A 26128-nucleotide genomic window follows, 5' to 3' on the forward strand; every position below is an offset into this window, starting at 1 on the left:
GGGGACACGGGGTCGCCCTTCTCGTCGACCACGAAGCACCGGTCGGCGTCGCCGTCGAAGGCCAGCCCGATGTCGGCGCCGTGCTCACGGACGGCCGCCTGCAGGTCGACGAGGTTCTTCGGGTCGAGCGGGTTCGCCTCGTGGTTGGGGAACGAGCCGTCCAGCTCGAAGTACATCGGGACGATCTCCAGCGGCAGCGCCGCCAGCAGCTGGTCGCCCAGCACGGCGGGCACGGTGTAGCCGCCCATGCCGTTGCCCGCGTCGACCACGACCTTGAGCGGCCGAATGCCGGACAGATCGACCAGCGCGCGCAGGTGCTCGGCGTAGCCACCGAGCAGGCTCACGTGCTCGACGTTCGGCGGCATGTCGGCGATCGCGTCCAGGTCGTCCAGCAACTGCTCGGCCCGGGTGCGGACGATGACGAGCCCGCTGTCCTGGCCGACCGGCTTGGCGCCGGCGCGGCACAGCTTGATCCCGTTGTACTGCGCCGGGTTGTGGCTGGCCGTGAACATCGCCCCGGGCAGCTGCAGCACCCCGGACGCGTAGTAGAGCTGGTCCGTGGACGCCAGCCCGATGTGCGTCACCGCGGCCCCGGCGGCATTGGCCCCCCGGGCGAACGCCGCGGCGAGACCCGGGCCGCTCTCGCGCATGTCGTGGGCGATGACGATCTTCTCCGCGGCGTCGCCGGTCTCCCGCAGCATCTCCACGAAGGCGACACCCAGGGCCCGCGCCACGGTCTCGTTCAGCTGGTCGGGCACGACACCCCGCACGTCGTACGCCTTCACGAGCTGGGACAGGTCAGTCAACGCACGCTCCTCAGCTGGTTTCCGTCCCGCAGAGACTAACGGAGCGTCAGCAGACAGAAGGCGTCAAACCGATGCCACCACCGTCTCGGTGCGGTTACAGAAGCCCGTCCCGGCACGCCCGGTCGGCCCCCACCTGCCGATCAAGGGCAGTCAGAGCTCCACCCCCGTCAGCACCATCACGCGCGGCTCGGTGTAGTCCTCCATCGCGCTGGCCACGCCCTCGCGCCCCACGCCGCTGCCCTTCTGCCCGCCGTAGGGCATCTGGTCGGCCCGGTAGCTCGGCACGTCGCCCACGATCACGCCGCCGACCTCCAGCCGGCGGTGGGCGGCGAACGCCGTCTGGACGTTGTGGGTGAAGACGCCGGCCTGGAGCCCGTACGCGGAGTCGTTGATCGCCTCGAAGCCGGCCTCGTCGCTCGGCACCTCGGAGACCACGAGCACGGGCCCGAAGACCTCCTCGGTGGTGACCTTGGCGCCGGCGGGCACTCCGGACAGGACCGTGGGCGGATAGGTGGCGCCGTCGCGCTTGCCCCCGGCGAGAACCGTGGCGCCGGCCGCGACCGCCTCGTCGACCCACGCCTCGACGCGCTTGGCCGCCTCCTCGCTGATCATCGGGCCGACGTCGACGCCCGGGTCGGTGGGGTCGCCGGTGCGCAGGCCCTCGACCGCCCGGACGAGCCGCTCCTGGAGCCCGAGCCCGGAGTGGACGAAGACGCGCTGGACCGCGATGCAGCTCTGCCCGGCCTGATAGTTGCTGAACGTGGCGATGCGGGTCGCGGCCCAGTCGAGATCCTCGTCGCTGCCGTAGTCGCCGCAGACCAGCACCGCCGCGTTGCCGCCGAGCTCGAGCGTCACGTGCTTGTCGGGCGCCGCCCGGCGGATCCGCGCCCCGACCGGCCCGGAGCCGGTGAACGACACGATCGGCAGCCGCGAATCGGTGACCAGGGCCTCGGCGCGCTCGTTGGGGACCGGCAGGATCGAGAACATGCCCGCCGGCAGGCCGGTCTCGGCGAGGATCGACCCGAGCAGCAGCGCGGTCAGCGGGGTCGCCGGCGCCGGCTTGAGCACGATCGGCGCGCCCACGGCCAGCGCCGGGGCGACCTTGTGGGCGACCAGGTTGAGCGGGAAGTTGAACGGCGAGATGCCCAGCACCGGCCCGCGCGGCACCCGCTTGACCACGGCGATGCGCCCGGCGCCGCCCGGGTCGGTGTCGAGCCGCTGCAGGCTGCCCGAGAAGCGCCGCGCCTCCTCGGCCGCCCAGCGGAAGACCGACACCGCACGGTCCGCCTCGATCAGCGCCCACTTGAGCGGCTTGCCGTTCTCCGCGGTGATCAGCTCGGCGATCTCCTGCCGCCGCTCGGCGATGCGGCGGGACACGTGATCCAGCGCGGCCGCCCGGACGTGGGCGGGCAGCGCGGCAGCCTCGGCGGCGAAGGCGGCCGCCGCGGCCACGGCCGTCTCGACCTGGGCCTCGGTCGCCCACGTCGTCGTGCCGACGGGGCGTCCGTCGAACGGGTGCGTCACCAGCACCTCGTCGTCACCGTCGGCCGGGGCGCCGGCCACATAGAAAGCTGTCACGAAGTCACCCTATGCCCGTCGCGCGCCTTCGCGCCCCGGCTGGACACAGCCTGTGGATAGCTCGCCCGCTGTTGTCTGAGGACGTGATCCGGGTCACGATGAGGCGACCGGAGGTGCCCCCATGTCCAACCCCTGGCTCGCCCTTGACCTCGGCTCCGACCCCGCGGAGCGCATGACCGAGATCGGCCGCGCGTACGAGCGGTTTCTGTCAGGAGCCGAGCCGGCCGTACGCCCGATCGTCGTCGATTCGTGGCGGCGCTCGGCCGGGGCGGCGATGAACCCCGACGGGACGGCGCCGATCGAGCTCACCGACGGCGACCTCGACGCCTATCGGGCGCAGCATCCCCTCGCCCGGGTGCTGCCGATCTTCCGGGACCTGCTGGGCGGGCTGGCCGAGGACGGGGCGCATCTCATGGCGGTGTGCGACGCCTACGGTCGGCTGCTCTGGGTCGAGGGCGCCGCAGCCGTGCGGAAGGGCGCGGAGGCGATGAACTTCGTGCCCGGCGCGCGCTGGGACGAGGCACATGCCGGGACGAACGCGCCCGGGACGGCGCTGGCGCTCGATCACTCGGTGCAGATCTTCGCGACCGAGCATTTCAGCCGCGGGGTGCAGCGGTGGACCTGCGCGGCGGCTCCGGTGCACGATCCGGCGACCGGACGGCTGCTCGGGGCGATCGACGTGACGGGCGGCGATCACCTGGCGCACCCGCACAGCTTGGCGCTGGTCCGGGCGACAGCGCTGGCGGCCGAGGCTTATCTGGGGGCGCATCAGCCACCCGGCGCGCCCGCGGTGTCCATGTTGGGGCGGGACGAGGCGTTCCTCCAGGGCAAGCGGCTGGGGAGGCGGCATTCCGAGCTGATGTGCCTGCTTCTGGTGCACCCCGATGGGCGTACGGGCGAGCAGCTCGCTCTTGATCTTTATGCCGGCGACCTCAATCCCGTCACGGTGCGCGCGGAGATGTCGCGGCTGCGCCGGATCCTGGGCGGCGAGCTGCTGGACTCACGGCCCTACCGGATCCGCAAGCGACTCGACGCCGACTTCCTGGACGTGACGCGGCTGCTGGAGCAGGGGCGCGTGGCGGAGGCGCTCGCCGCGTACACAGGTCCGTTGTTGCCCTCCTCGGACGCACCCGGGGTGTCCAGGCTGCGCGACCTGATCGACGCGCGGCTGCGCACGGCGGTGCTGGCGGCCGGCGCGCCGGACCTGTTGCGCACCTGGGTCAACGCCCCGTGGGGCGCCGACGACCTGCAGATGTGGGAGGCCTATGAGGCGGCGCTGGCGCCGGGCTCACCGCTGCATCGGATCGCCGGGCAGAAGGTCGCCCACCTCGCCCGCGAGTACGGGCTTGCAACGTCTGTGCAACGTCCCCGTAACTAGCCTTCGGCGGCATGACGGTTTATTCGCCCCCGGAAGACTATGCGAGCCGGTACGACCACTGGATCGGCGGCGAGTACGTCCCGCCCGCCCAGGGTCAGTACTTCGAGAACCCCTCCCCCGTCACGGGCCGTCCCTTCTGCGAGATCGCTCGCGGCACCGCCGACGACGTCGAGCGCGCGCTGGACGCGGCGCACGGGGCGGCGCCCGGCTGGGCCCGTACCTCCGTCGCGGAGCGGGCGAACATCCTCAACAAGATCGCCGACCGCATGGAGGCCAACCTGGAGCGGCTGGCCATCGCGGAGACCTGGGAGAACGGCAAGCCCGTCCGCGAGACGCTGGCCGCCGACCTCCCGCTGGCGATCGACCACTTCCGCTACTTCGCCGGCGCCGTGCGGGCCCAGGAGGGCAGCCTCGGCGAGCTCGACGACGACACCGTGGCCTACCACTTCCACGAGCCGCTGGGCGTGGTCGCGCAGATCATCCCGTGGAACTTCCCGATCCTCATGGCGGTCTGGAAGCTCGCCCCGGCGCTGGCCGCGGGCAACGCCGTCGTGCTCAAGCCGGCCGAGCAGACGCCGGCGTCCATTCACTATCTGATGTCGATCATCGGCGATCTGCTGCCGCCGGGCGTGGTCAACATCGTCAACGGCTTCGGCGTGGAGGCGGGCAAGCCGCTCGCGTCGTCGAAGCGGGTGGCCAAGGTCGCCTTCACCGGCGAGACCACGACCGGCCGGCTGATCATGCAGTACGCCTCCGAGAACATCATCCCGGTCACGCTGGAGCTCGGCGGCAAGAGCCCGAACCTGTTCTTCGACGACATCAGCGCGCAGCAGGACGACTACTTCGACAAGGCGCTCGAGGGCTTCGCGATGTTCGCGCTCAACCAGGGTGAGGTGTGCACCTGCCCGTCGCGCGCGCTGATCCAGCAGGGTCACTACTCGGACTTCCTGGCCGCGGGCGTCAAGCGGGTCGAGAACCTCAAGCAGGGCAACCCGCTGGACACGGACACGCAGGTCGGCGCGCAGTCCTCCAACGACCAGCTCGAGAAGATCCTGTCCTACATCGACATCGGCAAGCAGGAGGGCGCCAAGATCCTGACCGGCGGCGAGCGCGTCGAGTACGACGGCGGCTGGTACGTGCAGCCGACCGTCTTCGAGGGCAGCAACGCCATGCGGATCTTCCAGGAGGAGATCTTCGGGCCGGTCGTCTCGGTGACGTCGTTCACCGACTTCGCCGACGCGATCAAAATCGCCAACGACACCCTGTACGGCCTCGGCGCCGGCGTGTGGACGCGGGACGTCAACCAGGCCTATCGCGCCGGTCGCGAGATCAAGGCCGGGCGGGTGTGGACGAACTGTTACCACCAGTACCCGGCGCACGCGGCCTTCGGCGGGTACAAGCAGTCGGGCATCGGGCGCGAGAACCACAAGATGATGCTCGACCACTACCAGCAGACGAAGAACCTGCTCGTCAGCTACTCGACCAAGGCAGTCGGACTCTTCTGATGGGCGATCGTGTGGATGTCACCCCCGCGGCGGCCGAGTTGCTCCGGTCGCTGCGGGGGCGGCACGGTCCGCTGATGTTCCACCAGTCCGGCGGCTGCTGCGACGGGAGCGCTCCGATGTGCTACCTGGAGGGCGAGTTCCGTACGGGCTCCAGCGACATCCTGCTCGAGGAGCTGCGCATCGACGGCGTCGCCGAGCCCATCGCGTTCTGGATGAGCACCGCCCAGTACGAGACCTGGAAGCACACCCACCTCACGGTGGACGTCGTGCCGGGGCGGGGCAGCGGCTTCAGTCTGGAGGCGCCGGAGGGGGTGCGCTTCCTCATCAGGAGCCGGGTGCTGTGAGCCCTGTCGCCAACCTGAAGTGGTTCACCAGCTCATAACTGCCATCACCCTTCCGGTACGGACGGGCAGCCGCGACAACCTCGGGGGCGAGGTCCGGCTGCTCGCCCAGCAGAATGCCCCGGACCAGCGCCTCCTCGTGGGGCACCCGCCACGGCACGGCGACCAGGCTCTCGGCCACCTCGGACAGCCCCGCGCCGGTCAACAGCTCCGCCAGGCCGCCCTCGTGTCGCAAATCACCGTCCGGAGCGGACTCGCCGTCGTTCAGCGCCCGCTCGATCGCGTCGAGGTCGTTGCGCGCCGCTTCCGCCCAGTTCGCCACGGCCACGTACCCGCCGGGCTTCGTCACTCGCACCATCTCGGCGAGCGCGGCATCCGTGTCGTCGGCGAACTGCAGCGCGTTGAAGGCGGTCACCAGCTCGAACGTCGCATCGGGCCACGGCAGGTGCTCGGCCTCGGCCACGACCGCCTCTTGCGCTCGCTGCCGCGCCAGCTCCACCAGCTCCGGTACGACGTCAGCGCCGGACGTGCGGAGGCCGGCGCTCCGGGCGTACGCGAGGAAGTGTCCTGCCCCGCACCCCACATCGAGGACCCTGTCGCCCTCCGTCATCGGCTGGAGAACGGCTCGCCAGACCGGCTCGGGCACGTCACCCCACAGCTCGGCCCAGTCACTGTCGGTCACGCGATCTCCTCGTCATTTCGATGTTCATGGATCCAGAGGGGCCGAACGGACCATTCACCGTGCCACAAGGGGCAACCGCTGAACTGCTGAACCCCGCCCGCCCGTGCTCCCGGGCGACACCCGAGTCTTGTTTGTTAGGAGTACCGCTCATGCGGACCAGCCTCCGTACCGCCATGCTGGGAACGGCCGCAGTCGCCGTCGTCGGCGCGCTCACCGCTGTGACCTTCAACGCCAGCGCCGCCGAGACCTCCGCCCGGCCCCGGCCGGTCGCGAGCACCCCGGCCCCCTCGGCCAGCACTCCCCCGTCGATCAACCCGCCGGCCGGCCTCCGCCGCATCGGCACCTACCAGGTCGTCACCGGCACCCAGACCTACACCTGCGCCAACGGCTCCTTCGCCGGCGCGTCGGTCCCCGAGGCCAAGCTGCTCGGCACGGGCGGCTGGCTGCACCACTTCAAGGGCCCGAGCTGGCAGTCCACCCGGGACGAGTCGCTGGTCACCGCGACCAAGATCGCCGAGAAGCCGCGTACGGGCACCATCGCCGAGCTGCTCCTCCAGGTCGCCACGCACGAGGGCCCGGCCACCGGCGTGCTCGCCAAGGCCCAGTACATCCAGCGCCTCAACACCACCGGCGGCGTGGCCCCGACCCGCGCCTGCACCGACGGCCAGACCGCCGCGGTCCGCTACGGCGCCACGTACGTTTTCTGGGGCTGACCCCTAGCACCTCCCGAAGGGGGATCGGCACTCGCCGGTCCCCCTTCGGCGTGCCCGGCTCTTGCCCCTCCACGTGCCCGGCGCTTGCCCCTCCGCGTGTCCAGCTCCTGCCCCTCCGCGTGCCCGGCGCTTGCTCTTCCGGCGCGCTCGCCGCCTGCCGGTCCTCCTTTGGGGGCCGGCGCGTCCGATGTCGATCTCCCCGATGTGTGCCACCCCTTCGGGGACTCGCCCTCCAGCGGCCGCCGGGCGACCATATTCCTTTCCGTTCGAGCGAAAAGATCGAGCGGAGTTGCCCTCCGTTCGAGCAGCGGGTCGAGCGGAGTTTTGTCCTCCGTTCGAGCAAGCGGATGAGCGGAGTGGAACACGATGCGTGGCGCGAAGCTGTACGTGATCGGCCTCACCCTGGCCGGCCTGGCCGGTTGCGGGACGGCCCTGGCAGCCGAGAACGCCCCGGTCTGGGTGGCCGCCCGTCCCCCGGCTCCCTCGTCCCCGGCGGCTCCTTCCGAGGCCCCGCCGCCGGCTCCCGCGACCCCGTCCTCGCCCTCGTCCAAGCCCTCCTCCGCGCCGGCCTCGTCCGGCCCGGCTTCCTCCGAGCCGGCCGCTGACCCGACTTCGGCGCCGGCTTCCGCGACCGCTTCACCGTCGGCGACGCAGGAACATCACGGCGGCCCGGCGAACAGCCTCATGGTCACCGGCACCAAGGGCGTGGCGCTCACCTTCGACGACGGGCCCGACCCGGCGACGACGCCGCAGCTGCTCGACCTGCTCGCCAAGCAGCACGTGAAGGCGACCTTCTGCCTGGTGGGCGAGAACGTGAAGGCGTTCCCCGATCTCGTACGCCGGATCGCCGACGAGGGCCACACCCTGTGCAACCACACCTGGAACCACAGCCTGACACTCGGCAAGAAGAAGCCGGCCGCCATCCGCGCCGACCTCGAGAAGACCAACGCCGCCATCCGCGCGGCCGTCCCCGACGCCGAGATCAAGTACATGCGGGCGCCCGGCGGCAACTTCACCCCGGCCTTCGTCAAGACGGCCGCCGAGCTGGGCATGACCAGCATCTACTGGCAGGTCGACACCCGCGACTGGGACCACTCCGGCGGCGAGTCCGACGCGGCCCATGTCACCAGCGTCGTCAAGGCCGTCAAGAAGCACACCAGCAAGGGCGCGATCGTGCTCTCCCACGACTACGCGCAGCCGGACACGATCCAGGCGTACCGCAAGCTCCTGCCCTGGCTCAAGGACCGCTACGACCTGATCGCCCTCCCCTGAGCACCCCGGCGTAACGCCCGGCTTCGACGCGCGACTCGCGTGTCACCCCGCCGTCAGTCCAGCCCCCGCACTGCGCCCGGCGGTGGTTTGGGCGCGCAAAATCCGCGAAGCGCTCTTCTTCGCGGATTTTGGGTGTCCGAGCCACCGTCTTCAGGGGCGCAGCGCCCGCCGAGCCGGAGGCGAGGCCATCAATACAGCGCCCGCCGAGCCGGAGGCGAGGCCATCAATACAGCGCCCGCCGGGCCGGAGGCGAGGCCATCAATACAGCCATCAGCTCAGCTGGGCGGGATGACCCTGAGGTGGCCGCGGCGGCCGGTCTGGTGGCCGGGGAGGTTGTCGTGCTCCTCGGGGCGCGGGGGCGGCGCGGGGCGGGCGGCCTCGCGGACGGCGTCGGCCAGGGCCACGAGGTCGTCGGTGGTGGGGGGCGGCGGGGCGAAGTCGCCGTCGTGGCGGACCAGTTCCCAGCCTCGGGGGGCGGTGAGGCTGCGGGCGTGGGGTTCGCAGAGGTCGTACGTGTGCGGCTCGGCGAAGGCGGCCAGCGGGCCCACCACAGCCGTCGAGTCGCTGTAGACGTAGGTCAGGGTGGCGACCGCCTGTCGGGGACAGCCGTTCCGGGAGCAGCGCCGTGGAGACCTCACGGCGGCACGTTATCCCCAACCGCGCTCGCGTGGGGCCGATGCAGCCGCGACACGCCGAGCCACCATGCATCACGATTTTGCGTTGACGGTCCGACACGCCGCCTCAATGGGACGAATCACCTGGAAGCGCCGCAGCCGGTCCGCGCGGGCACTCGGGCCGGGCGCGCCGGAGGGTCGCTCGGGCCGAGATGTTGCCCCGGCGAAACGCGGGCGTCACAGCCTGACCGCGGCGGAGCGCTCCGGCGGGCTAGGCTGGCTGCGTGACAACCAGCCCCGACCGCCGCCGGGCCGGCTCCGAGCCGGGCCGGGCCGGGCGTGCCGCCGGACCGGGTCGTCCCGCCCGCCGCGATCGGCACGGGCGCGGGCTCCGGGGCCGGCTCGTGCCCGCCACCGTTCCCCTCGCCCGCACCAAGGCGGAGATCTTCGACGACCTCGTGCTCGACACGGTCGAGAGCCTCGAGCGCCGCTACGCCAAGGAGCTGGCCGGCGTCGAGTTCGCGGTCGAGGACGTGCCGCCGGAGCTCAACGTCTACGACTCCGACGTGCTCGAGGACGGCGAGGTGCCCCTCGCCCGCCTGCTGCCCGGGCGCCCCGGGCGCCAGGAGCTGCCGCCGCGCATCGTGCTCTATCGCCGGCCGCTCGAGTTCCGGGCGATGGACCGCGAGGACCTGGCCGACCTCGTCCACGACGTCATCATCGAGCAGGTCGCCAATCTGCTCGGCGTGGATCCCGACGAGCTGTCATGACCGCTGGCCGGCGCACCCGCCGGCCAGGCGCAAGCCCCCGCGCCTCGCGGACCCGGCAAGCCCCGGGCCGCGCAACGCGCCGGCTGAGCAAGCCCGCGCAACCGTCGGCGCGAAAACCCCGCGCAACGCGCCGGCCCGGCAAGCCCGCAAGAACCGCGGGCCCGGCGAGCTGTCGTCACGGATCCACGCCCGATCAAGCATGATGCAGTCCCGGCGAACACAGTGCTGAGCTCCCGCGACGCGGCCCCCCGGCAATGTCACGCGAGCGAGAGCCGCCGGGTCAGGCCACCCGGCGCTTGAGCTTGCGGCGCTCCCGTTCGGACAGCCCGCCCCAGATGCCGAAGCGCTCGTCGTGGCCGAGTGCGTATTCCAGGCACTCCGCCTTCACGTCGCACCGGCCGCAGATGCGCTTCGCCTCGCGGGTCGATCCGCCCTTCTCCGGGAAGAAAGCCTCCGGGTCGGTCTGCGAGCACAGCGCCCGCTCCTGCCACTCGGGCGCGTCCCCCAGCAGGTCGACCCCTTCAACCTGAGCTTCCATCGGCGTGCCTCCTTCTCCGCGCCGGCAGCGATGCCGGCACTGACCCCCCACGCACGCGGCGTGTTTCTTGCGGAAAAGACGGTTCGCGACGCCGCTTTCCCGCAACCCCACCAAAATTACACGCGTGTAAGACGTGCGTCGTCAAGCCGAACCTGATAAATAGGCCCGTTTCCACGAGGCTTCATGGTCCCCTCGCGGTCCCGTTCCTGTCGTATCTCTCGGAGCAGCCCTCAGGTAACGCACAGTCCGCGCAGCCCGTCCAAATTAGCCCGTTTTGTGACCCGCTGACCGACGCCGCATGATCGCTTGAGGTTGCTCACAGTACACGTGTTGACGCACAACGTGACACTCGGGCGAGTGACTCCTCCCCCATTCGGTCATCCGCCCCGGCGTCCGGCCCCGTGGGTCCGGAAATAGACAGCGATGCGCGCGAGAAAACCCCCGGAAAGCGCCCGCCCGACAAAATCCGGAAACCCGGACGAACGAAATCGGATCGATCAGCCTCCGCCCGGCCGCGCGGGTGCTACCCCGCGACGGCCGGGTTCAAACCACACTTCCGAAGGAATTTTGTCAGCGGCGTCCGTACACCGTGGTGCGCTCGGCGGCGGGACGACCGGCGCGGACCGCCAGCGCCCTCAGCTCGGCGACCGTGCGCGCCGACCCGTGCTCCGAGCCCGCCATCCGGGAGATCGTCTCCTCCATCAGCGTGCCGCCGAGATCGTTGCAGCCGCCGTTGAGCATGGCGATCGTGCCCTCGTCGCCGAGCTTCACCCAGGAGCACTGGATGTTGCCGATCCGGCCATGCAGCAGGACCCGGGCCATCGCGTGGACGGCCCTGTTCTCCCGCCACGAGGGGCCGGCCTTGGCGATGCCGGCCAGATAGATCGGCGCGTTGGTGTGGATGAACGGCAGCGCCACGAATTCGGTGAAGCCGCCCGTCACGTCCTGGATCCCGGCGAGCACCCGGAAGTGGCCCAGCCACTGCCGCGGGTGGTCGACGTGCCCGTACATCATGGTGGAGCTGGACCGGATGCCCACCTGGTGCGCGGTGGTGACCACGTCGACCCAGGCGGCGGCGGGCAGCTTGCCCTTGGTGAGGACCCACCGGACGTCGTCGTCGAGGATCTCGGCGGCAGTGCCCGGAATGGTGTCGAGCCCGGCCTCGCGCAGCTCGGTCAGCCAGTCGCGCACGGAGACGCCGGCCTTGGCCGCCCCGGTCACGATCTCCATGGGCGAGAACGCGTGGACGTGCATCCCGGGGACGCGCTGCTTGATGGCGCGCACCATCTCGGCGTACGCGGTGATCGGCAGTTTGGGGTCGATGCCCCCCTGCATGCAGACCTCGGTCGCGCCGTCGGCCCAGGCCTGCTCGGCGCGGTCGGCCACCTGCTCGACGGAGAGCCGATAGGCGTCGGCGTCCTTCTCCCGCTGCGCGAACGCACAGAAGCGACACCCGACGTAACAGACGTTGGAGAAGTTGATGTTGCGGTTCACCACGTAGGTGATGTCCTCGCCGTTGACCTCCTTGCGCAGGTCGTCGGCGAGGCGGGCGAGCTCGTCGAGCGCCGAGCCGTCCGCGTGGAACAGGGCCATCGCCTTGTCCTCGTGCTCCGGCAGCAGCAGATCGGCCGGGCTCTCCGCGGCCAGGCGCAGGCCGGCCAGCACGTCGGAGTCGGTGCGCTCGAAGGTGCCCTCCGACACCTGCGACGCCACGGACGACCAGTCACCGTAGACGGAGTCGAAGTCGCCCCGGCGGTCCTCGGTGCGGCCCTCGGTGTCGATCGTGGCGAAAAGATCGGTGCGGCCCCCCGCGTACGCGTCATCGGGCTCCTGCCACGGCCGCCCGACCGGCATCGCGGCCTCGTTCGCCAGCCCCGTGACCGGGTCGGCGAGCGCGGCGACGTGGGCGGAGAGGCGCGGGTCGAGCCAGCCCTCGCCCCGGCGCACGTACTCCGGATAGATCGTCAGGCGCTCGCGCAGCTCGAAGCCGGACCGGGCCGACATCTCGCGCAGCTGCTCGATCTGCGGCCAGGGGCGCTCGGGGTTGACGTGGTCGGGGGTGACCGGCGACACGCCGCCCCAGTCGTCGATGCCGGCCCGCAGGAAGAGGTCGTACTCGCTGTCGATGAGGTTGGGCGGCGCCTGGATCCGGGCGCGCGGGCCCATGAGCACCCGGGCCACCGCGATCGTGGCCGCGAGCTCGTGCAGCTCGGCGTCGGGCATGCCACGCATCGCCGTGTCGGGCTTGGCGCGGAAGTTCTGGATGATGACTTCCTGGATGTGGCCGTAGTCGCGGGCGGCGCGGCGCATCGCGAAGATCGCGTCGGCGCGCTCGGCCCGGGTCTCGCCGATGCCGATGAGGATGCCGGTGGTGAACGGCACGTTGGTGCGGCCGGCGTCCTCGAGCACCCGCAGCCGGACGGCCGGCTCCTTGTCGGGCGACGCGTAGTGCGGCATGCCGGGCTCGGACCACAGCCGGGTCGCCGTGGTCTCCAGCATCATGCCCATGCTCGGCGCGACCGGCTTGAGCCGCTGCAGCTCGGCCCAGCTCATGACGCCGGGGTTGAGGTGCGGCAGCAGGCCGGTCTCCTCGAGCACCGCGATGGCGCACGCGCGGACATAGTCGAGCGTCGAGTCGTAGCCCCGCTCGTCGAGCCACTGCCGCGCGGCCGGCCAGCGCTCCTCCGGGCGGTCGCCGAGCGTGAAGAGGGCCTCCTTGCAGCCCTGCGCGGCGCCCTCGCGGGCGATGGCCAGCACCTCGTCGCGCTCCAGGAACGCCGCCGGCAACCTGTGCGGCACGGTCGCGAAGGTGCAGTAGTGACAGCGATCACGGCAGAGCCGGGTGAGCGGAATGAAGACCTTTTTCGAGTACGTGACCACACCCGGCCGCCCCGCCTCGCGCAACCCGGCGTCGCGGATGCCCCCGGCGACGCCCAGCAGCTCCTCCAGCTGGTCGCCACGGGCCGCGAGGAGCGCGCTCGCCTCCTGCACGTCGATAGCTTTGCCGTCGGCCGCCCGCTTCAGCGCACGACGGATCTCGGCCTCGGTCGGGGAACTCTCCTGGGCTGCCACTCGTGCAGCCTAGGCCGGAATGCGGTCGACTTCGGGGTAAGCATCGGGCGACAGTGGGCCTCGACACCCCGGGAGAGCACGCCATGGACACCGCCGCGCTGGAAGTGGTCGTTCTCCTCGGGACGGCTGTGTGGGGGCTCACACTTCTGGCCCGCCGGCTTCGCGTGCCACCGCCGATCGTCCTGCTGCTCGGGGGCGTACCTCTGGCCTTCGTCCCCGCCCTCGACGGCGTGCACCTCGAACCGGCGCTCGTGCTCTTCATCTTCCTGCCGGCGTTGCTCTACGCCGAGTCGCTGGACGTCTCGCTCAACGAGATCCGGGCCAACCTGCGCGTGGTCATCCTCAGCGCCGTCGGGCTGGTCGTCGCCACCGCCGCGGCCGTCGCCTGGATCGGCCACTCGCTCGGGCTGAGCTGGCCGGTCGCGTGGGTGCTGGGCGCCGTGCTCGCCCCGACCGACGCCACCGCCGTCGCCGCGGTGGCCGGCCGCATGCCCCGGCGCCAGCTGACCATCCTCCGGGCCGAGAGCCTCATCAACGACGGCACGGCCCTGGTCATCCTCGGCATCGCGGTGGAGGTCGCGACCGGCCACGACGGCGTCGGCGCGGGCGGGATCGCGGGTGACTTCCTGATCTCGTACGGCGGGGGGCTCGCCGTGGGCCTGGCCGCCGGCTGGCTCAACGTGCGCGCCCGGGGCTGGATCCACGACACGCTGCTCAGCAACACGGTGAGCGTCCTCACGCCGTTCGTGGCCTTCCTGGCGGCCGAGGAGATCCACGCCTCCGGGGTGCTCGGCGCCGTCGTCGCCGGCCTCTACGTGAGCCAGGCCGGATCGCTGATCATCACCGCCCAGGACCGCGTCCGCGCGCGCCAGTTCTGGCAGCTGACGTCATTCCTGCTCAACGGCACGCTCTTCGTGCTGGTGGGACTCGAACTGCGGACCGCGGTGAGCGACCTCACGTCCTACCCGATCGGGACGGCGGTCCTCGACACTCTGCTGGTCGCCGCCGCGGTCATCGGAACGCGGCTGGTCTGGACCAACACCACGCCGTACGTCGTGCGTCTGCTCGACCGGCGACCGCAGCAACGGGCGCGGCGCGTGCCCTTCCGGCAGCGGCAACCGGGGGCGTGGTCCGGCTTCCGCGGCGCGGTGTCTCTGGCGGCGGCGCTGTCGATCCCCTCCGGAGTGCCGGGGCGTGACCTGATCATCATCGTGACCTTCGGCGTCATCGCGATCACGCTCGGGGTGCAGGGGCTGACGCTGCCGGCCGTGCTTCGCTGGGCGAAACTGCCGCCGGACACGTCGGAGGACGAGTACGCGTACACCGAAAGGCGCGCGATCGACCTGGCGCTCGAGCTGCTGCCGCGGGAGGCGGCGCGGTTGCGGGTCGAGGACGAGATCGCCGACCTGGTACGCGCGGAGCTGCGCGAGAGCCGGGCCGAACTGGACGGGCCGGACACCGATCACGTCATCCCGGACGAGCAGGAGATCGCCGACGAGGGCATGGGGATGGCCGGGCCGGACGATTCGGGAAACGGCGACTCGCGCGACGGTGGCCGGGTCCTGCGCAGCGGTGATCAGGGGCCGCGCGCCAGTGGCCGGGGCCCGCGCAGCGGTGATCGGGAGCCGCGCGCCGGTGGCCGAGGGCCGAGCGGCGGTGATCGGGGGCCCGACGGCGGTGACCGGGAGCCGGGTGGGCGGAGCCGGAGGGAGCAGTACCGGGAGCTGCGGCTGGCGCTGGTCGCCGAGAAGCGCCGCGCCGTGGTCCGGATGCGCGACGGCAAGCGGATCGACGACCTGGTGGCGCGGCGGTTCGAGTCGCTGCTGGACGCGGAGGAGCTCCGCCTGGGCGCCGAGACGACGCCGACCGACTGAGCCGGGCGACCGAGCCGGCAGGCTGAGCTGGGCGACCGAGCGGACGACACAGAACGGCCCCGGGCGGTGTGCCCGGGGCCGTCCGTGGTGGCTGGTCAGTGACGAGGCTGGTCGCCGCCGCCGAGTAAGCGGGTCTGCTCGTCGTCCGGGTCGATGGTGCCGGGGGCGTGCGGGTTGCCCGGCTCGGGTGCGTAGGGCCCGGGCGGCGCCGACGACGGCGGCTGGGCCGACAGCGGAGTGGTCTCGGGCTCGTGCCCTCGGGGCTGATCCGACTGCGGACCGGTCGCGGGCGGCTCATGGGCCGGCGGCGCGGACGCGGGCGGGGCGGACGACGGCGGCGTCACCGGCGGGTGGGCGACCGTCGGCTGCTGCGAGGTCGGACCGCCCCACGCGGGCGGCGCGGGCGGCTGGCCCGGCTGCTGACCCCAGGCCGGCGGCTGGGATCCCGGCTGGGCTGCCGGCTGCGCCCACGGCGGCTGCTGACCGTAAGGCTGCGTCGGCTGGCCCGGGAACGGCTGCGGCGCCCCACCCGGCTGACCCGGGAACTGGCCCCCGCCGGGCTGGCCGGCAAACTGCGAGCCGCCAGGCTGGCCGGAGAACTGCGGGCCGCCGGGCTGACCGGGGAACGGCGAGCCGCCGCCGGGCTGACCCGGGAACGGCGACGCGCTGCCGGGCTGGCCGGGATAGGGCGACGGGGCGCCGGGCTGGCCGGGATACGGCGCGCCGGCGGGCTGGCCCGGGTACTGGCCCGGCTGCGCGTAACCGGGCTGACCGTAAGGCTGCTGGCCCCACGGCTGACCGGGCTGGCCCGGCTGACCGGGGTAGCCGCCCGGCGCCGGCTTCGGGCGCGGGGCGTAGTAGGCGTTGCGCCAGACGAGATAAGTCGCATAGGCCGCGAGGGCGAGCACCACGAGCCACGCCGCGCGGACCAGGAACTCCTCGAAGGCGACCCGGACGCTGAACGTGCCGAGATTGACCACGCCGAAGAGGAAGCCGAAGACGACCGCGAAGAAGGCGGCGACGGCGTACTCGACGAGGGCCGCGATGGCGATGACCTTCGCGTGGCGGTGGACCGGCGAGATCAGGAGCGCCAGCAGCACCGCGGCGAGCGGCATGAGGATGGTCTCGAGGTTGACGAAGCTGTAGAAGCTGTTCTGCGCGCGGGTGGCGAAGGTCTGGCCGTCGCCGGAGGGGATCAGGCGGATGACGGCGACGAAGAGCCAGATCGCGGGCGCGCCGACCAGGGCGTAGGACGCGAGGTCACGCAGCGGGTGCAGCACCGTGGCGACGGGCTTGCCGGCCGGAGCGGACTGACCACCGACGGCCGAGTGGGCGGCAGGTCCGCCGGGACCACCCGGCGCGGAGCCCGGGCCGAAGCCGGGCCGGCCGCCGAGGGCCGGGCCACCGGAGGACGGGCCGGCGGGAGAGCCGGGACCGGCCGGGCCGGGCGGCGGGCCGGAGGGGCCCGCGAAGCCACCGGCGTGCGGCGGCCCGGACTGCGGGCGGTCGGGCTCCGGCGACGGGGGCTGCGGCGGCGGACTGCTGGTCACAGCGGCTCTCCTGGGTCGGTTTACGGGGCAGGCGGGGTCAGCCTAGTCCCGATAGCCGCATCACACCCGCCACCCGCGGGCCGCTTTCCGGCGCCGCGTGCGCAAGGATGGTCGGATGCGGATCGTGGTCCTGACCGGGGGCATCGGAGGCGCCCGGTTCCTGAAGGGCGTGCGCGCCCACGCCCGGAGCATCAATGCCGACGTCACGGCGGTGGTGAATGTGGGCGACGACGTGCGCATGCACGGCCTGCAGATCTGTCCCGACCTCGACAGTGTGATGTACACGCTGAGCGGCGCCGCCGACCCCGAGCGGGGCTGGGGCCGCGTCGGTGAGACGTGGGTCATCAAGGAGGAGCTCGCGCAGTACGGTGCGGAGCCCACCTGGTTCGGCCTGGGTGACAAGGACGTCGCCACCCATCTCGTACGCACGACGATGCTCAGCGCCGGCTATCCGCTGTCGCAGGTCACCGCCGCGCTGTGCGAGCGGTGGCAGCCGGGGGTGACGATGCTCCCCGCCACCGACGACCGGCTCGAGACCCACGTGGTCGCCGACGTCGAGGGCGAGCGGAAGGCGATCCACTTCCAGGAGTGGTGGGTGCGTTACCGCGGCAAGGTCCCGACGCACCGGTTCGTCTTCGTCGGTGCGGATGCCGCGAAGCCCGCGCCCGGGGTGCTGGACGCCGTGGCGGAGGCCGACGTGGTGCTGATCGCCCCGAGCAACCCGGTGGTGTCGATCGCGCCGGTGCTGGCCGTACAGGAGCTCAAGCAGGCCGTGGCGGACGGCCCGGCGCCGGTCGTCGGGGTGTCGCCCATCATCGGCGGGTCGCCGGTGCGCGGCATGGCCGACACCTGCCTCACGACCCTCGGCGTCGAGGTGTCGGCGGCCGGGGTGGGCCGGCTCTACGGGCCGCGGGCCGAGGGCGGCCTGCTCGACGGCTGGCTGGTGGACACCACGGACGAGGGCGCCGACGTGCCCGGCGTCAACGTGCGCGCGGTCCCCCTGTGGATGAGTGACGAGACGGCGACGACCGCCATGGTCGCCGCCGCGTTGAACCTGGCGGGGGTGTGATGGACGACGGACTGCAAGTGCTGCCGGTGCACGGCATCGGCGACGTGACGGCCGGGGACGACCTGGTCGAGCTCATCACGCGCAACGCGCCGTGGCTGCGCGACGGCGACGTGCTCGTGGTGACCAGCAAGATCGTGTCCAAGGCGGAGGGCCGGCTGGTCGAAGTGCCCGCCGACGGTCCCGAGCGCGACGCCGCCCGGGCCCGGGTGCTCGCCGCGGAGACCCGCCGGGTGGTCGCCCGGCGCGGACCCACGGCCATCGTGCAGACCCACCACGGCTTCGTGATGGCGGCCGCGGGCATCGACGCGTCCAATGTCGACAAGACGCACCTGGTGCTGCTGCCGGAGTCGCCCGACGAGTCCGCGCGGCGGCTGCGGGCCGGCCTCGCGGAGCGGGGACTGCACGTGGGCATCGTCGTGTCCGACACGATGGGCCGGGCGTGGCGCAACGGCCTGACGGACGTCGCCCTGGGCGCGGCGGGCCTGCCGCCGATCCGGGACCACCGCGGGGAGATCGATCCGTACGGGAACGAGCTCTCCCTCACCCAGGTGGCCGTCATCGACGAGCTGGCCGCCGCGGGCGAGCTGGTCAAGGGCAAGTGCGACCAGGTGCCGGTGGCCGTGGTCCGCGGGTTCCCGGGCGCCGGCGGCGAGGACGGCCCGGGCGCCGCGGTGCTGCTCCGCGACGCGGCCAGCGACATGTTCTCCCTCGGCACGGAGGAGGCCCGCGCGGAGGGGCTCGCGGCGGCCGCCACGCTTCCCGACGCCGCCACCGACCTGCCCGCGTCGGCGGTGGCCGTGCGCCGGGCGATCATCCGGGCGGGGCTGGACGAGGCGGTGGCCGTGGCGTCCCCGCAGACTTTGCGCTGCACGCCGCCCGACCCCTCCCCCGCCGGCCTGATGCGCTTCGGCGCCGACGTGCACCGGCTCCGGGCGGCGCTGGCGGCCGAGGGTCTAGCCTCCGCCGTCGGCTACGACGGGTCCGGCGCCACCATCGCCGTCTCGCGGGCGGCCTGATGAGCCTGTTCGACGACGCGCGCGACGTGCTGGGCGGCTGGCCGGCCACCTCGGACGAGGCGGACGTGGCCCGCAAGCGCACGCTCGAGCTGCTGACGGCCGGTCCCGTGGCGATGACCCGGGCGTACCGGCCGGGGCACGTCACCGCGAGCACACTGATCGTGGCCGAGGACCGGCGGGTGTTGCTCTGCCTGCACGGGCGGCTGGGGCTGTGGATGCAGGTCGGCGGGCACTGCGAGCCGGGCGACGCGACGCTGGCCGAGGCCGCGCTGCGGGAGGCCCGGGAGGAGTCGGGTCTTCCGGATCTGCGGCTCGATCCGGTGCCGATCGACGTGGACGTGCACGAGGTGCGCTGCGGGGCGGGCGACGGCACCCCGGCCGGGCCGTCGGTGCACTACGACGTGCGCTTCCTGGCGGTGTGCCCGGCCGGCGCGACGCCGATCGTCAGCGACGAGTCGGCCGACCTGGCCTGGTTCGCCGCCGACGAGCTGCCGTCGCCTCTGGCGGAAGGCGTCGTCCAGCAGCTCGCCCCGGCGTTCGCCCGCCTCGGCCGGCCCTAGCAGCACCCGCCCCGCGGAAGGAGCAGGCCGGCCCAAGCAACCCGCCCCGCGGAAGGAGCTGGCTGGCCCAAGCAACCCGCCCCGCGGAAGGGGCAGGCCGCCCCGCGCGCGAGAGCTGAGCGAGCGGGGCGCGGGGAGCAGCGGCCTCAGATGTAGCTCAGCTCGCCCTTGCTCTTCAGCTCGTCCACGATGGACTTGACCTCCTGCGCCCGGTCGCGCGGCAGCACCAGCACCGCGTCGGGCGTGTCGACGATGATCAGGTCGCGGATGCCGAGCGCGGCCACCAGGCGGCCCGACGAGGGCACCACGACGAGGTTGTCGGTCTCGCGCAGCATCACGTTGGCCTGGGCCCCCGGGTCGGCGCCGACGACCACGTTGCCCGCGGCGTCGGCGGCCAGCACCTCGCCGAGCGTGTGGAAGTCGCCGACGTCGTTCCAGCCGAAGTCGCCGGGCACCGTGCCGACCTTGCCGTTGGCCGCCGCGCCCTCCATCACCGCGTAGTCGACGGAGATGCGGGGCAGGGTCGGCCAGACCTCGCCGAGCACGTCCTCGCGCGCCGGGGAGTCCCACGCCTGGGCGATCCGGGCGATGCCGGCGTGCAGCTGCGGCTGCTGCCGGGCCAGCTCGGCCAGGAAGACGTCGACCCGCCACACGAACATGCCGGCGTTCCACAGGTAGTTGCCGGATTTGACGTAGCCCTCGGCCACCTCGTAGGACGGCTTCTCCTTGAATTCCTCCACCGCGAGCACCGGGCCGCCGCCAACCTCGCCGCCGCACTGGACATAGCCGTAGCCGGTCTCGGGGCGGGTGGGGGTGATGCCGAGCGTCATCAGCAGGCCCTGCCGGGCGCCGCTCATGGCCTGCTCGATGACCGTGATGAAGCGGTCACCGTCAGCAATCAGATGGTCGGCCGCGAACGAGCCCATGACCGCCTCGGGGTCGCGGCGCGCGATGACGGCCGCGGCCAGGGCGATCGCCGCGCAGGAGTCGCGGGGCGACGGCTCGACGAGAATGTTCTCCTCGGGCACGGCGGTCAGCTGACGCGACACCGCGGCCGCGTGCGCCACGCCCGTGACCACGAAGATGCGATCCGCCGAGGTCATGGGCAGCAGCCGGTCGACGGTCGCCTGCAGCAGCGAGGCGTCCGTGCCGGTCAGCGGGTGCAGGAACTTGGGGTGCCCGGCCCGGGACAGCGGCCATAGACGAGTGCCACTGCCACCCGCGGGGATGACAGCGTAGAGCCCACCCTGGTTCTCACTCATGCGCACGGAGTGTAGCGGTTCCTCACGAGGCCACGCGGTTCCACGTCGCGACGTGCACCTCCGCGCTCGACGCCCAGGTGAACTCCTTGGCCCGGTCGAACCCCGCCTTGGCCAGCGTCAGCCGGCGCGGCTCGTCGTGCAGCAGGTCGGCGAGATCGGCCGCGATCCGGTCCGGGTCCTCCGTCGTGTACGCCACCGCGTCGCCCCCCACCTCGGGCAGCGACAGCCGCGGCGTCGTCAGCACGGGCGTCGCGCACGCCATCGCCTCGAGGATCGGCAGCCCGAAGCCCTCGCCGAACGACGGGTAGCAGGCCACGAGGGCACCGCCGAGGAAGCCGGGCAGGTCGGCGTAGCGCAGATAGCCGGGGCGCAGCAGCCGCAGGTGCGAGGGGACCTCGGCGACGGCCCGGTCGATGTCGTCGTCGTGGCCCTGGCCCCCGGCGATCACCAGCGCGGGCGGGCGCGGCCAGTCGGCCACGGCGCGGGCCCAGCCGCGGATGAGGTTGGGCACGTTCTTGCGCGGCTCCTTGGCCCCGAGGAACGCGACATAGCCGGCGTCACCGAGGCCGAGCCGGGCCCGTACGCGGGCCTTCTCCTCGTCGCTGGGCGCGTGGAAGGCCGTGTGGTCGACGCCGTGGTAGGCGACGTCGATGTGCGTCGGGTCGGCGTCGAGCAGCCGGATCAGCTCGTCGCGGGTCGCCTTGCTGGGCACGATGACCCGGGCGGCCCGGCGCAGCGACGTCTTGATGGCGCTGCGGAAGAAGGTGCGCTTGGTGTTGTCGTAGTGCTCCGGCTCGGTGAAGAAGGTCGCATCGTGCACGGTGACCGTGACGGGGCATCCGGCGCGCAACGGACACGTGTAGAAGGGCGAGTGCAGCACCTGGGCGCCGACCTGCTGGGCCAGCAGCGGCAGCCCGGTCTGCTCCCAGGCCAGCCGCGCGGGGCGGTGGGCGACGGCGGACGGGCCGGCGATGACCTCGGCCCCGGCGAGCATCCGGGAGTAACGCTCCGCATCCGAACGCTGGGCCACGACGGCCAGGTCCAGGCGGTCCGGACCGAACGAGGCAAGCGCACCGAGCAGACCGTCGACGTATCTGCCGACACCGCCTCGGTCGGCGGGGACGCTCGTGGCGTCGACGAGGACACGGGGCGGACGACCGGCGGTCACGGGGCGACTCCTCACATCTGTGGGCCAGACCACTCGCAAGCGTACGCCGCACAATGCATCCCATGTCGACCGCGATGCCGCCGGACGCGTCGCTGTTACGCAGTCGCCACGTTCGCACTGCCTGTTTCACTGTGTGTCACCCTTCTGTCGTCATCCCGACCCTCGACCGGGTGACTGGATAGGATCGCGGGCGATGACTGAGACCATTCCGGCCGCGCTCGCCGCCGCCGTGCGCCGCGATCCGACGGTGCCGTTGCTGACCTGGTACGACGACGCGACCGGCGACCGCACCGAGCTGTCGGGCGCCACGCTGGCCAACTGGGTCTCCAAGACGGCCAACCTGCTGGCCGACGGCGCGGGGCTCGGCCCGGGCGACACGGCCGTGGTCCTGCTGCCGCCGCACTGGCAGACGGCCGCGATCCTGCTCGGCGCCTGGTCCGCCGGCCTCGCGGTGACCGGCGCGAAGGGCGACATCCTCTTCACGTCGCCGGCCGGCTTCGAGCAGGCCGCCGCCGAGACCACGGGCGACCGTTACGCGACCGGCCTCCTGCCGCTGGCCATGCCGCTGCGCGAGCTGCCGCCCGGCTTCGCCGACTACACGGTCGAGGTCCGCCAGTTCGGCGACCACTTCACGCCGGTTCAGCCGGTGACCGCCGCGGACCTCGCGCTGGGCGACCGCACCCACGGCGACATCCCGGCCGCCGAGCGTGCCGCGGAGCTGGGCATCACCCCGGGCAGCCGGGTCCTGATCGACGCGGCCGTCCACCCCGACCCGGTCGACTGGCTGCTCGCCCCGCTCTACGCCGGGGCCAGCATCGTGCTCTGCGCCCACCTCGACCCGAGCGCGGTGGAGAAGCGCGTCGCCACCGAGAAGGTCACCGTCACGCTGACCTGACGAAGTCCGCGAGCGACTCGGGGTTGGCCAGGGCGCCCTTCGCGGCGGCCAGCTCCACGGGTGTCCCGGTGAGGATCCGCTTGACCGGGACTTCGAGTTTCTTGCCGGACAAGGTGCGGGGCACCGCCCGTACGAGATGGATCTGGTCGGGCACGTGCCGGGGCGACAGCGCGGCCCGCAGCTCGGCCCGCAGCCGGTCGCGCAGGGCGTCGTCGAGGACGTGGCCCGGGGCGAGCACCACGAAGAGCAGCAGGTCGTCGCGCTCGTCCAGGTGCACCACGAGCGAGTCGGCGACCTCGGGCAGCGCCTCCACCACCGAGTAGAACTCCGCGGTCCCCAGCCGTACGCCGCCGCGGTTGAGCGTCGCGTCGGAGCGGCCGGTGATGACGCAGGTGCCGTCCGCGCCGATCGTGATCCAGTCGCCGTGCCGCCAGACGCCGGGGAAGACGTCGAAGTAGGCCTCGAAGTAGCGGCGGCCGTCCGGGTCGTTCCAGAAGCCGACGGGCATGCTGGGCATCGGCGCTGTGACGACGAGCTCGCCCAGCTCGCCGGTCAGCGGCCGGCCCGCCGGGTCGTACGCCTCGACGCGCGCGCCCAGCGCCCGGCACGAGATGACGCCCTCGACGACGGGCAGCAGCAGTGTCCCGCCCACGAAACCGGTGCACACGTCGGTACCGCCGGACAGCGATTGCAACTGCGGGCGGTCGCCGAGCACTTCGTAGATCCAGCGGAAGCCCTCCGGCGGCAGCGGCGCACCGGTCGATCCGACGCCGCGGATGACGGTCGGCGGCGGCTGCACTCCGGCTTTGCGGCACGCGAGGATGAACGGGGCGGACGTACCGAAATAAGTCACCCCGGCGTCGGCGGCGAGCCGCCACAGCGCGCCCAGATCGGGGTGCCCGGGGTTGCCGTCGAAAAGCACTATGGTGGCGCCGACGGCCGGGGCGGAGACGAGGAAGTTCCACATCATCCAGCCGGTCGTGGTGAACCACAGGAAACGGTCGCCGGGCCCGAGATCGTGGTGCAGCGCGAGCATTTTCAGGTGCTCGAGCAGAATGCCGCCGTGGCCGTGCACGATCGGTTTCGGCAGGCCGGTCGTGCCCGACGAATAGAGCACGTAGAGCGGGTGGTCGAACGGGAGCCCGGCGAAGGTGAGCTCGCCGTCGCCGGACAGATCGGGCCAGCCGCCCTCGTCGTACAGATAGGGGATCGTGATGGTGTGGCGCAGGCTGGGCAGGGCCGCCGCGATGGCCGCCACCTCGGCCCGGCGGTCGATCTCCTTGTCGCCGTAGCGATAGCCGTCGACGGCCACCAGGATCGCCGGCTCGATCTGCGACCACCGGTCGATGACGCTCCGCGTGCCGAACTCGGGCGCGCAGGACGAGAAGATCGCGCCGATGCTCGCCGTGGCCAGCAGCAGCACGAAGGTTTCCGGAATGTTCGGCGCATAGGCGACGACCCGGTCGCCCGCGACCACCCCCAGCCCGCGCAGTCCCGCCGCGACCCGCCGCACTTCCTCACGCAACTCGCGGGCGGTGAGGGTGATCGGCGCGCGGGTCTGCGAATGGGCCACGACAACGGGATCGTCGTCGGCCAGCCCGGGCATGCGAAGGACATTCTCGGCGTAGTTGAGCGTGGCGCCCGGAAACCACTGCGCGCCGGGCATGGCCACGTCTCCGAGCACCTTCGCCGGCTGCTCGTGGGCGACGACGGCGAAATGGTCCCAGACGGCGCCCCAGAATCCGGCAAGATCGGTGACCGACCATTCCCACAGCCCGGCGTAGTCGTGGACGTCGACGCCGCGCTCCTCCCGCACCCAGGTGAGGAAGCGACCCATCCGCGAGGTCTCGATCACGTCGGCCGGCGGCGTCCACAGCACTGTGCCCGTCATCCCGCCACCTTAACGCTTGTTCAGTGCCCGTCCAGCTGCTCCCGCACCGGGCCGGCGATGCGGGCGAGCGCGGCGGCGAGGGCTCGCTGCTGCGCGGCGCTCAGCGGGTCGAACACCAGCTGCCGCACCCGCTCGACGTGCGCCGGCGCGCACTCCACGACCTTCTCCAGGCCGCTCGCGGTCAGGCGCGCCAGCGTGTAGCGACCATTCCCCGGGTCGGGGAACCGGGTGACCCACCCGTGCTGCTCGAACCGGACCATCAGCTTGGACAGCCGCGGCAGCGTGCTCGTGGTCTGCGCGGCCAGGTCGCTGAGCCGCATGGTGTGCGTCTCCGTCATGGAGAGCCGGGCCAGCACGCTGTACTCGAAGTTGGAGATGGACTCGTCGCGCTGCAGCTGCCGGTCGAGCAGCGCGGGCAGCCCGATGACCACGGTGAGCAGGTCCTGCCACAGCTGCTGCTGCTCGTCGTCGAGCCACTCGGTCATGCCGCGTAGCTTACTCGATCTTCCCGGTTGACTTGCCCAGGCAAGTCAGCAACACTCGTTCTCAGTTGCCCAGGCAAGTGAGAGGTGTGCTGTGAAGGCGTTCCGATACCACGAGTTCGGCCCCGTCGACGTGCTGCGGCTGGAGGAGGTCGAGCGGCCGGCGCCCGGCCCCGGCCAGGTGCTGCTGCGGGTCGCGGCCACCTCGTTCAACCCCGTCGACGACCACATCCGGCTCGGCGTGCTCGCCGAGATGATCCCGACGCCGCTGCCGATCACGCCCGGCCTCGACATCGCCGGAACGGTCGCGGCGCTGGGCGACGGGGTCGGCGGCCTGCGGGAGGGCGACGAGGTCATCGCCATGGTCCCGCTCGACGTGCACGGCGGCGCCGCCGAGTACGCGGTCGTCGCGGCCGATCTGGTGACCGCCGCTCCCCGCAGCGTTCCGCTGATCGACGCCGCCGCGCTGCCCCTGGCCGGGCTGGCCGCGCGCCAGGCCGCCGTCGAGCTCGCCGGCGTCAAGGCCGGGCAGACCGTGCTGGTCAACGGCGCGGGTGGCGCGGTCGGCGGCATCGTGGTCCAGCTCGCCGCCGACGCCGGGGCGACGGTCACCGCCGTCGACGGCCCGCGGCACACCGAGCGGCTGAGCGGTTACGGCGCGGCGCGAGTGGTCGGCCCGCTGGATCTGGACGCGGGCCCGGCGGCTGTCGGCGGCCCCTTCGACGTGGTGGTCAACCATGTGCGGCTGGCGCCCGACGACCTCGCGAAGCTGACCGCCTACGTGGCCGACGGCGGCATCGTCGTCAGCTCCGCCGGTCCGGTGCCGGCCGACGAGGCCCGAGCGGTCCGCACGGCCGGCGTCTGGGTCGGCCCCGACGCCGCCCACCTGGCCGACCTCGTGGCCCGCGTCGACGCCGGCCGGCTGCGGCTGCACGTCGCCGACCGCCGGCCGCTCGCGGACCTGCCGGCCGTGCACGAGGAAGCGAGCACCAGCAAGCTGCCCGGCAAGACGGTCATCGTCGTCGCCTGAGAAGTCCACGGGCCGGCCGCGATCACGGTCAGGTGACGCCCGGCCTTAACGACGGGAGGCGC

Annotated in this window: 23 protein-coding genes; 12 read left to right on the forward strand and 11 right to left on the reverse strand. The window is 72.5% G+C overall.

All coding sequences use genetic code 11. The annotated features are described in order from the left end of the window. Both RAN62_RS39520 and RAN62_RS39525 read right to left on the reverse strand, forming a co-directional pair. On the reverse strand, positions 1-806 hold an 806-nt coding region (locus RAN62_RS39520; protein WP_498371889.1), incomplete at its 3' end, for a phosphohexomutase domain-containing protein. 150 nt (positions 807-956) lie between these two features. Beyond that, positions 957-2384 carry an aldehyde dehydrogenase family protein gene (locus RAN62_RS39525; protein ID WP_305790020.1) on the reverse strand — a complete coding sequence of 476 codons (1428 nt, stop codon included), beginning with the start codon at positions 2382-2384 and terminating at the stop codon, positions 957-959. A 121-nt stretch (positions 2385-2505) separates the two neighbouring features. Between RAN62_RS39525 and RAN62_RS39530 the strand changes: the two genes are divergently transcribed. The 3 genes from RAN62_RS39530 to RAN62_RS39540 are packed head-to-tail and all read left to right on the forward strand — an operon-like array spanning position 2506 to position 5611. Then, positions 2506-3762, forward strand: coding sequence for a GAF domain-containing protein (locus RAN62_RS39530; RefSeq protein WP_305790021.1), 1257 nt, complete (start codon positions 2506-2508; stop codon positions 3760-3762). Positions 3763-3773: 11 nt separating this feature from the next. Next, positions 3774-5267, forward strand: a complete 1494-nt coding sequence (gene exaC, locus RAN62_RS39535; protein ID WP_305790022.1) for an acetaldehyde dehydrogenase ExaC — start codon at positions 3774-3776, stop codon at positions 5265-5267. Next, a complete protein-coding gene (locus RAN62_RS39540) occupies positions 5267-5611 on the forward strand; it encodes a DUF779 domain-containing protein (RefSeq protein WP_305790023.1) in 345 nt (114 codons plus the stop codon). The genes exaC and RAN62_RS39540 overlap by 1 nt, the downstream gene beginning before the upstream one ends. Here RAN62_RS39540 and RAN62_RS39545 read toward each other — a convergent pair. Further along, positions 5592-6290, reverse strand: coding sequence for a class I SAM-dependent methyltransferase (locus RAN62_RS39545; RefSeq protein ID WP_305790024.1), 699 nt, complete (start codon positions 6288-6290; stop codon positions 5592-5594). The genes RAN62_RS39540 and RAN62_RS39545 overlap by 20 nt on opposite strands. Before the next feature lie 149 nt (positions 6291-6439). Here RAN62_RS39545 and RAN62_RS39550 point away from each other — a divergent pair, with 149 nt between their 5' ends. Together RAN62_RS39550 and RAN62_RS39555 are read left to right on the forward strand one after the other, a co-directional pair. Beyond that, positions 6440-7003, forward strand: a complete 564-nt coding sequence (locus RAN62_RS39550) for a DUF3455 domain-containing protein (RefSeq protein ID WP_305790025.1) — start codon at positions 6440-6442, stop codon at positions 7001-7003. A gap of 366 nt (positions 7004-7369) precedes the next feature. Further along, positions 7370-8275, forward strand: coding sequence for a polysaccharide deacetylase family protein (locus tag RAN62_RS39555; RefSeq protein WP_305790026.1), 906 nt, complete (start codon positions 7370-7372; stop codon positions 8273-8275). Between the two features lie 275 nt (positions 8276-8550). On the opposite strand, the gene RAN62_RS39560 is transcribed toward RAN62_RS39555, so the two are convergent. Then, positions 8551-8913, reverse strand: coding sequence for a DUF3499 domain-containing protein (locus RAN62_RS39560; protein ID WP_305790027.1), 363 nt, complete (start codon positions 8911-8913; stop codon positions 8551-8553). 260 nt (positions 8914-9173) lie between these two features. Between RAN62_RS39560 and RAN62_RS39565 the strand changes: the two genes are divergently transcribed. Next, positions 9174-9659, forward strand: coding sequence for a metallopeptidase family protein (locus RAN62_RS39565; RefSeq protein ID WP_438874605.1), 486 nt, complete (start codon positions 9174-9176; stop codon positions 9657-9659). Positions 9660-9939: 280 nt separating this feature from the next. Here the strand turns inward: RAN62_RS39565 and RAN62_RS39570 are convergent, their stop codons facing one another. Next, positions 9940-10197, reverse strand: a complete 258-nt coding sequence (locus RAN62_RS39570) for a WhiB family transcriptional regulator (protein ID WP_015619224.1) — start codon at positions 10195-10197, stop codon at positions 9940-9942. 570 nt (positions 10198-10767) lie between these two features. Then, positions 10768-13269, reverse strand: coding sequence for a bifunctional FO biosynthesis protein CofGH (locus RAN62_RS39575; protein ID WP_305790028.1), 2502 nt, complete (start codon positions 13267-13269; stop codon positions 10768-10770). A gap of 83 nt (positions 13270-13352) precedes the next feature. Here RAN62_RS39575 and RAN62_RS39580 point away from each other — a divergent pair, with 83 nt between their 5' ends. Continuing rightward, entirely contained in the window at positions 13353-15143 is a 1791-nt protein-coding gene (locus tag RAN62_RS39580; RefSeq protein ID WP_305790029.1) for a Na+/H+ antiporter, read from the forward strand. Positions 15144-15238: 95 nt separating this feature from the next. Here RAN62_RS39580 and RAN62_RS39585 read toward each other — a convergent pair whose 3' ends face one another. Next, complete coding sequence (locus RAN62_RS39585) at positions 15239-16693, reverse strand: hypothetical protein (RefSeq protein WP_305790030.1); 1455 nt, start codon at positions 16691-16693, stop codon at positions 15239-15241. A 115-nt stretch (positions 16694-16808) separates the two neighbouring features. On the opposite strand from RAN62_RS39585, the gene cofD reads away from it, so the two are divergent. Genes cofD through RAN62_RS39600 form a run of 3 tightly spaced genes read left to right on the forward strand, consistent with a single transcriptional unit; the run spans position 16809 to position 19338 of the window. Continuing rightward, positions 16809-17762 (forward strand): 2-phospho-L-lactate transferase, encoded by a 954-nt coding sequence (gene cofD, locus RAN62_RS39590; RefSeq protein ID WP_305790031.1) that lies wholly within the window; start codon positions 16809-16811, stop codon positions 17760-17762. Further along, a complete protein-coding gene (locus RAN62_RS39595; RefSeq protein WP_305790032.1) occupies positions 17762-18778 on the forward strand; it encodes a coenzyme F420-0:L-glutamate ligase in 1017 nt (338 codons plus the stop codon). Before cofD ends, RAN62_RS39595 begins: the two co-directional genes overlap by 1 nt. Continuing rightward, positions 18778-19338 (forward strand): NUDIX hydrolase, encoded by a 561-nt coding sequence (locus RAN62_RS39600; RefSeq protein ID WP_305790033.1) that lies wholly within the window; start codon positions 18778-18780, stop codon positions 19336-19338. Before RAN62_RS39595 ends, RAN62_RS39600 begins: the two co-directional genes overlap by 1 nt. Before the next feature lie 146 nt (positions 19339-19484). On the opposite strand, the gene RAN62_RS39605 is transcribed toward RAN62_RS39600, so the two are convergent. Next, positions 19485-20600: a mannose-1-phosphate guanylyltransferase gene (locus RAN62_RS39605; protein WP_305790034.1), complete on the reverse strand. Its 1116-nt coding sequence runs from the start codon at positions 20598-20600 to the stop codon at positions 19485-19487. Between the two features lie 22 nt (positions 20601-20622). Then, the gene (locus RAN62_RS39610) at positions 20623-21768 is read right to left on the reverse strand and encodes a glycosyltransferase family 4 protein (RefSeq protein ID WP_305790035.1); all 1146 of its coding nucleotides are present in this window, start codon (positions 21766-21768) and stop codon (positions 20623-20625) included. Positions 21769-21961: 193 nt separating this feature from the next. Here RAN62_RS39610 and RAN62_RS39615 point away from each other — a divergent pair, with 193 nt between their 5' ends. Further along, a complete protein-coding gene (locus tag RAN62_RS39615) occupies positions 21962-22663 on the forward strand; it encodes a TIGR03089 family protein (protein WP_305790036.1) in 702 nt (233 codons plus the stop codon). Here RAN62_RS39615 and RAN62_RS39620 read toward each other — a convergent pair. Both RAN62_RS39620 and RAN62_RS39625 read right to left on the reverse strand, forming a co-directional pair. Beyond that, positions 22650-24554 carry an acetoacetate--CoA ligase gene (locus tag RAN62_RS39620; RefSeq protein WP_305790037.1) on the reverse strand — a complete coding sequence of 635 codons (1905 nt, stop codon included), beginning with the start codon at positions 24552-24554 and terminating at the stop codon, positions 22650-22652. The two genes, RAN62_RS39615 and RAN62_RS39620, sit on opposite strands and share 14 nt — an antisense overlap. A gap of 20 nt (positions 24555-24574) precedes the next feature. After that, positions 24575-25039, reverse strand: coding sequence for a MarR family winged helix-turn-helix transcriptional regulator (locus RAN62_RS39625; protein WP_305790038.1), 465 nt, complete (start codon positions 25037-25039; stop codon positions 24575-24577). Between the two features lie 91 nt (positions 25040-25130). On the opposite strand from RAN62_RS39625, the gene RAN62_RS39630 reads away from it, so the two are divergent. After that, the gene (locus RAN62_RS39630) at positions 25131-26066 is read left to right on the forward strand and encodes an NADP-dependent oxidoreductase (RefSeq protein ID WP_305790039.1); all 936 of its coding nucleotides are present in this window, start codon (positions 25131-25133) and stop codon (positions 26064-26066) included. Positions 26067-26128: the final 62 nt, after the last annotated feature.

It is taken from the genome of Symbioplanes lichenis (assembly GCF_030709675.1).
Classification (GTDB): Bacteria; Actinomycetota; Actinomycetes; order Mycobacteriales; family Micromonosporaceae; genus Actinoplanes; species Actinoplanes lichenis.

Coding starts and splice junctions, on each gene's coding strand:
- RAN62_RS39605 (WP_305790034.1), bottom strand. CDS start 20,600: ATGAGTGAGAACCAGGGTGGGCTCTACGCTGTCATCCCCGCGGGTGGC.
- RAN62_RS39620 (WP_305790037.1), bottom strand. CDS start 24,554: ATGACGGGCACAGTGCTGTGGACGCCGCCGGCCGACGTGATCGAGACC.
- RAN62_RS39530 (WP_305790021.1), top strand. CDS start 2,506: ATGTCCAACCCCTGGCTCGCCCTTGACCTCGGCTCCGACCCCGCGGAG.
- RAN62_RS39550 (WP_305790025.1), top strand. CDS start 6,440: ATGCGGACCAGCCTCCGTACCGCCATGCTGGGAACGGCCGCAGTCGCC.
- RAN62_RS39625 (WP_305790038.1), bottom strand. CDS start 25,039: ATGACCGAGTGGCTCGACGACGAGCAGCAGCAGCTGTGGCAGGACCTG.
- RAN62_RS39580 (WP_305790029.1), top strand. CDS start 13,353: ATGGACACCGCCGCGCTGGAAGTGGTCGTTCTCCTCGGGACGGCTGTG.
- RAN62_RS39540 (WP_305790023.1), top strand. CDS start 5,267: ATGGGCGATCGTGTGGATGTCACCCCCGCGGCGGCCGAGTTGCTCCGG.
- RAN62_RS39555 (WP_305790026.1), top strand. CDS start 7,370: ATGCGTGGCGCGAAGCTGTACGTGATCGGCCTCACCCTGGCCGGCCTG.
- RAN62_RS39615 (WP_305790036.1), top strand. CDS start 21,962: ATGACTGAGACCATTCCGGCCGCGCTCGCCGCCGCCGTGCGCCGCGAT.
- RAN62_RS39600 (WP_305790033.1), top strand. CDS start 18,778: ATGAGCCTGTTCGACGACGCGCGCGACGTGCTGGGCGGCTGGCCGGCC.
- exaC (WP_305790022.1), top strand. CDS start 3,774: ATGACGGTTTATTCGCCCCCGGAAGACTATGCGAGCCGGTACGACCAC.
- RAN62_RS39595 (WP_305790032.1), top strand. CDS start 17,762: ATGGACGACGGACTGCAAGTGCTGCCGGTGCACGGCATCGGCGACGTG.
- cofD (WP_305790031.1), top strand. CDS start 16,809: ATGCGGATCGTGGTCCTGACCGGGGGCATCGGAGGCGCCCGGTTCCTG.
- RAN62_RS39570 (WP_015619224.1), bottom strand. CDS start 10,197: ATGGAAGCTCAGGTTGAAGGGGTCGACCTGCTGGGGGACGCGCCCGAG.